This is a genomic window from Myxococcus xanthus, assembly GCF_013116825.1.
GTDB lineage: Bacteria > Myxococcota > Myxococcia > Myxococcales > Myxococcaceae > Myxococcus > Myxococcus xanthus_B.
In genome coordinates this window covers 1-5856 of record NZ_JABFNS010000241.1, presented here as the reverse complement: position 1 = coordinate 5856, position 5856 = coordinate 1, and the positions used below count along the sequence as shown (strand labels likewise).

Sequence of the window (5856 nt, the reverse complement as noted above, 5' to 3'; positions counted from 1 at the left end):
GCCTCAAACCCGCGCCCACCACGGGCGGGCGCAAGCCGCGCATCCTCATCGTGGATGACAGCGAGATGACGGCCCGCATCATCGAAGCGGACCTGGTGACCAAGGGCTTCGAGGTCCACGTCGCGGACACCGCCGACAAGGCCACGAAGATCATCCTCAAGAAGCAGACGCGTCCGGACCTGGTGCTGCTGGACGTGCGCATGCCCAACGTGAACGGCGAGCAGTTCTGCCGCTTCATCAAGAGCAACAGCCTCTTCAAGGGCATCAAGGTGCTGCTGTGCTCGGGTGAGAACGTCGAGGAGCTGCAGCGCATCTGCCGCGAGGCGGGCGCCGACGGCTACATCCCCAAGGACGCGGTGATGGGCAACCTGGTGGCCAAGGAGCTGATGCCCACCGGCAACGAGTAGTCCCAGGGGCCGCGTGCCCCCGAGGCCACGCCACCTGCCCCCAGAGGACGGAGCGCCCACCGGGCCTCCCCTCCGACGGGGGGAAGGAACGCCCTCCCCCGCCCCCAGGCGCTACCGGCGCCGGGCCGCGTTCTCGCGCTCTTCCAGCCCTCGCGCGAAGTTGCCCACGATGAGCCCGGGGCGCGCCGCCTTCAGCCGCTGAAGCAGCGTGCGGATGCCCACCGGCTCTCCTCCCGCGCCGCGCTCGCGCGCCACTTCCAGGTACTGCAGCGGGTCGATGCACAGCGAGCGCGTCTGAACCTGGTCCACGCGGTACTTCTTCACCAGCCGCTCCAGCGCCCGCACCTCGCCCTCGCGGTCGGTGACGCCGGGGAACAGCAGCAGGTTCAGCGCCAGGTACGCGCCGCGCTCACGCGCCAGGGCGATGGAGGCCTCCACGTCCTCCCAGCCGTACTTCACCGGCTTGTAGTAGGCCTCGTAGAGGTCCTTCACCGCCGAGTTGAGCGACACGCGGATGGCGTCCAGCCCCGCGTCGAAGAGGGCCTCCAGGCCGCGCGTGAGGCTAGCGTTGGTGTTGATGTTGATGGAGCCCGCCTGCGTGCGCGCCCGCATGTAGCGGATGGCCTCGGCAATCTGCTTCCAGCGCGTGAGCGGCTCGCCCTCGCAGCCCTGGCCGAAGCTCACCATGGTGCGCCCTGGCGCGTGCTCCAGATGGAAGAGGCCAATCTGGCCCATCTCCTCTCCCGTGGGCCCGTCATCCATGCGCTCGTGCGACGCCGGAGGGCCGTCCGCCGGCTGGTCGGAGATGCAGCCCACGCAGCGCGCGTTGCACATGACGGACGCGGGGATGGCGGCCTCGTCACGCACGTAGAACGTGTTCTGCGAGGTGAAGCACCGATAGAGCAGCGCGCACGTCTTGAGCTGCTTCAGCACCCGGTTGTCCGGGAAGCGCGCCATGTGCTTCGCCACCAGGTCCTTCATGTCCGGCGTGGAGAACCGCTCCGGGTCCCAGTGGGAGCGACGGTCGGTATGGATGGCCCACGCCACCGGCCCCTCACCCACCCAGGCCGCGGCGGTGTACGCCCACTGCGGCAGCACGGGGCCACTGCCCTTCACCTCGCCGGGGAGGAAGGTGCGCGTGTAGCCGGGGGGCAACAGCGCGCCCACCGCGTTGGGGACAAACGTCTTGCCCCCCACCTTCATCTCGCGGACGAGCTCCAGCTCACCCGTCTCCGGATGCAGGCCCACCGGGAGGCGCCCTGGCAGGTGGACGAGCCGCCCGGAGGACGGCAGCGGAATGGGCTTGTCCTGCGGAGGAACGAGCTCTTCGCCGCTGCGCAGCGTGGCGAGCAGGTACGGATGTTCCATCACCCGTCCCTTGGGGTCCGCGAATAGGAGCTTCGGAGCAGACGTCATGCCCCTGGTAACTAACACGAGCGGCGCGCGCTTCATCACGCATCGCATCCAACGCCTCGCGTCATGTCTTCAGGGGTGTTTGACGCCAATGGCGCTCATTCCGGGCTGTCCGCCCGCGCCTTGATTCCCCCTTGAGCCCTCGTTAGGGTCCGCGCGCTTTTTTTACGTCCCCTCTCGGAGGCAGTCGTGATCGTCGGAGTTCCCAAGGAGATCAAAACCCGCGAGTACCGCGTCGGCATGGTACCGGCTGGCGCCGCCGCCTTCATCGCCGCGGGTCACACGGTCCTGATCGAGACGAACGCCGGCGTTGGCTCCGGCATCCCCGATTCAGAGTACCAGCGCGTCGGCGCACAGATCGTCTCCACCGCGGACGAGGTCTGGAAGCGCTCGGAGATGATCATCAAGGTCAAGGAGCCCATCGCGCCCGAGTACGCGCGCATCCAGCCCGGCCAGATCATCTATACGTACTTCCACCTGGCCGGCGTGGACCCGGAGCTGACCAAGACGCTGCTCCAGAAGAAGGCCGCGGCCGTGGCCTATGAAACGCTGCAGCCGGACGACGGCAGCCTGCCGCTGCTCAAGCCCATGAGCGAGGTGGCCGGAAAGATGGCCATCCAGGTGGGCGCCAAGTGCCTGGAGCGGGCCCACGGCGGCAAGGGCATCCTCCTGGGCGGCGTGCCCGGCGTGCGCCGGGGCCGCGTCACCGTCATCGGCGGCGGCGTGGTGGGCCTGTGCGCCGCCAAGGTGGCGGTGGGCATGGGCGCCGAGGTCACCATCATCGACGTCAACATGGAGCGCCTGACCTACCTGGATGACGTGTTCCTCGGCCGCGTCGGCGTGCTGGCCTCTGACTCGGAGAGCATCGCCCGCTCCGTGCGCGAGGCCGACCTCGTCGTGGGCGCGGTGCTCATCCCCGGTCGCAAGGCCCCGAAGCTCGTCTCCGAGGCCCTCATCTCGGAGATGAGCCCGGGCTCCGTCGTGGTCGACGTGGCGGTGGACCAGGGTGGCTGCATCGAGACGTGCAAGCCCACCACCCACGACAACCCCACGTTCGAGGTCCACGGCGTCGTCCACTACTGCGTCGCCAACATGCCCGGCGCCGTGCCGCAGACGTCCACCTACGCCCTCACCAACGTCACCCGCCCCTATTCGCTCATGATCGCCAACCAGGGCCTGGCGGCGGCCGTGAAGGCGGACCGCGCCCTCTCGCGTGCGATGAACACCTACAACGGCCACGTCACCTACGAGGCCGTCGCGAAGGACATGGGCTACGCCTACATGCCCATCGCGGACGCGCTCGCCGGCAAGTAAGCCCGACAAGCAGGCAAACGACGCAGTCCCTGGCGGGGAGGTTCGGATGGCGACATCCGGCCTCCCCGCTCGTTATCTCTGCTAGGGAATATGTTTCCCTGGCCGGCGTCGTGTATTCCCGAAGCGGGCGTCCGGGCGGGTGTCGTGGGATGCCGTTGTTGCCCTGGTTGTTCCCGTGCATACATTTGGCGGGTAAGCGACAACTCATTCCCCTTTTGTTTCGGGCCCTTGGAAGGCGGGACATGTTGGATTTCAGGCAACCCAACCGGACGAAGCAGGAATTCGAAGAGCTGGCGCTCGCCCATCTGGACCCGCTCTATTCGGCGGCGCTGCGCCTGACGAAGAACGAGCGCGACGCCGAGGACCTGGTGCAGGACACCTGCATGCGGGCGTACCGCTTCTTCGACAAGTTCGAGCGCGGGACGAACATCAAGGCCTGGCTCTTCAAGATCCTCACCAACACCTTCATCAACCGCTACCGGCGGAAGGTGAAGGAGCGCACGGTGGTGGAAGGCGTGGAGCGCGAGGCCGTCCACGAGCGCTTCGTGAGCCGGGACGCGACGGACTTCGCGGCCAACCCCGAGCAGTACTTCTTCGACCGGCTCCTGTCGGACGACGTGCTGCGGGCCATTGACGCGCTGCCCATCGACTTCCGGCTGGTGGTCATCCTCGCGGACCTCCAGGAGTTCTCCTACAAGGAGATCGCGGAGATTCTCGAGTGCCCCGTGGGCACGGTCATGAGCCGCCTGTTCCGCGGACGCAAGCTCCTGCAGAAGAACCTGCGTGAGTACGCCGAGGGCCAGGGCGTCTTCCGGCACGACGGGGAGCCGGTGAACGCCCCCGCGGACCTGGAAGAGTATCGCCACAGGAAGAAGACAGGGTAGAAACCCGTTCCTAGCGCGCGCCATGAACTGCCAGGACCTCGACCGGCTACTCTATCCGTACCTCGACGGTGAATTTCAGCCCGAGGAACGAGTGGACCTCGAAACCCACCTCTCCGGGTGCGCTGATTGCCGGCGCCGCGCGGAGGAAGAGAAGCAGATGCAGCAGGCGCTGCGGCGAGCCGCGCGCCACTCCGTTTCGGGCATGCGGGCCCCCGCCTCGCTCCGGGCCGGCATCCAAGTGGGCCTCAAGCAGGAGCAGCGCCGCGTCCAGTTCGGCGTCTGGCTGCGCGCCGGGGCCATGGCGTTGGTGGTGGTGACGGTGGGCGGCGGCTGGGCCGCGTTCCACGCCGAGCAGCGGCTGAGCGCGGCCAGGACGGAAGCGGTGCAGCGCCACAGCAAGAGCAAGGCGCTCCCCTTCGAGATTGCCTCCAACACGCCAGAGCAGGTGGAGGAGTGGTTCAAGGACAAGGTGGATCCGCGCATCACCGTCCCGCAGATCCCCAAGGCGAAGCCGCTGGGCGGGCGCATCTCCATCCTCAACGGCCGCGAGGTCGCGTACATCAGCTACGAGACCCTTCCAGACAACGAAGGTGAGCCGAGCCGCCGCTTGGGCGTCTTCGTGCTCCCTGGTGACAACGAAGTCGTCATCCCGAAGTTCCAGGCCCTGCAAGCCGTGGAAGTGGACTCCGCGCAGGGCTTCAACGTCGTCACCTGGCGCGACGATGAAATCGTCTACGAGATGGTGACGGACATGGACGAAAGCGACATCCGCCGGATGCTCGCCGAGCGCGACAGCGGCGAGAAGCTCGCGCGCAAGTCCGCGCCCGAGGCCGACGAGCCGCTGTATTCGCTCCCGCCCGCGCCGCGCACGCCGCACGCCTGGCCTCCCATCTCCGTCGAGCCAGTGACGTACCCGCAGTGACGGAAACGTCGCCTGTGTGACTGCGCTTGCACGCTCCCCGGGCAGCCGGAATTCCGCCCGGTCCGAACATTGACGCTCCCGCACATGGCCGATAGCCTCGACGCACATCATCACCTTGCGCGTCGCGGCCGGTAGGGCGTTTGTGCGCGCCGCACACCAGGACGGGCCGTCCCTCCATGTCGAAGAAAATCCTGATCGTCGAAAGCGACACCGCGCTCTCCGCCACCCTGCGCTCGGCCCTGGAGGGCCGGGGCTTCACGGTCGACGAGACGACCGACGGCAAGGGCAGCGTGGAGCAGATCCGCAGGGACCGGCCGGATCTCGTGGTGCTCGCGGTGGACCTGTCCGCGGGACAGAACGGCTACCTCATCTGCGGCAAGCTGAAGAAGGACGATGACCTCAAGAACGTCCCCATCATCATCATCGGCAACCCGGACGGCTTCGCGCAGCACCGCAAGCTGAAGGCCCACGCCGACGACTACGTCGCCAAGCCGGTGGAGGCGGATCAACTGGTGGAGCGCGCGGGTGCGCTGATCGGCTTCCCCGAGCTGCCCGCCACCGAGGACGTCGTCGACGAGAGCCTCACGCTGGACGCGCTCGGCGACGAGCCGATGACGGCGGACTTCGGCGAGGAGATCTCCGTGGAGACCGCGGAGGAGCCTTCCGTCACGGGCGAGGAGTTGGACCTGGACGCCGCCTTTGGCGACCTGTCCGCGCCCGAGGAGACGCCGTCCTTCGAGGAAGAAGTCGTCGTCGCGCCGCCCGAGGCGGTGGTGGATGGCGTGGAGGAGGACTTCTCCACGCTCGACACGCTGGGCACCGACTCGGAGGATCCGCTCGAGGGGTTGGATGACGCCTCCGACGAGAAGACGGTGATCGGCTTCATCGCTCCGGCCCCCGTGGCCGCGCCTCCCCC

General features: G+C 67.8%; 6 protein-coding genes. 5 read left to right on the top strand and 1 reads right to left on the bottom strand.

Going from position 1 to position 5856, the window contains the following annotated elements; genetic code table 11:
* Positions 1-407: response regulator (locus HNV26_RS36560; RefSeq protein WP_171453011.1), on the top strand; the 407-nt coding region annotated here is incomplete at its 5' end.
* Positions 408-518: 111 nt separating this feature from the next.
* Here HNV26_RS36560 and HNV26_RS36555 read toward each other — a convergent pair.
* A complete protein-coding gene (locus tag HNV26_RS36555; RefSeq protein ID WP_171445474.1) occupies positions 519-1823 on the bottom strand; it encodes a radical SAM family protein in 1305 nt (434 codons plus the stop codon).
* A gap of 186 nt (positions 1824-2009) precedes the next feature.
* Here HNV26_RS36555 and ald point away from each other — a divergent pair, with 186 nt between their 5' ends.
* The 4 genes from ald to HNV26_RS36535 form a co-directional block, all read left to right on the top strand.
* Positions 2010-3134, top strand: coding sequence for an alanine dehydrogenase (gene ald, locus HNV26_RS36550; RefSeq protein WP_171445475.1), 1125 nt, complete (start codon positions 2010-2012; stop codon positions 3132-3134).
* A 242-nt stretch (positions 3135-3376) separates the two neighbouring features.
* Entirely contained in the window at positions 3377-4018 is a 642-nt protein-coding gene (locus tag HNV26_RS36545; RefSeq protein ID WP_011554150.1) for a sigma-70 family RNA polymerase sigma factor, read from the top strand.
* A gap of 22 nt (positions 4019-4040) precedes the next feature.
* On the top strand, positions 4041-4940 hold the full coding sequence (locus tag HNV26_RS36540) for an anti-sigma factor family protein (protein ID WP_171445476.1): 900 nt from the start codon (positions 4041-4043) through the stop codon (positions 4938-4940).
* A gap of 176 nt (positions 4941-5116) precedes the next feature.
* Positions 5117-5856, top strand: a 740-nt coding sequence (locus HNV26_RS36535; RefSeq protein ID WP_171453010.1) for a response regulator, incomplete at its 3' end; no start/stop codon positions are given.

Excerpts from the sequence above, each read along its gene's own strand:
- HNV26_RS36555 (WP_171445474.1), bottom strand. The coding sequence starts at position 1,823 with ATGACGTCTGCTCCGAAGCTCCTATTCGCGGACCCCAAGGGACGGGTG.
- HNV26_RS36545 (WP_011554150.1), top strand. The coding sequence starts at position 3,377 with ATGTTGGATTTCAGGCAACCCAACCGGACGAAGCAGGAATTCGAAGAG.
- HNV26_RS36540 (WP_171445476.1), top strand. The coding sequence starts at position 4,041 with ATGAACTGCCAGGACCTCGACCGGCTACTCTATCCGTACCTCGACGGT.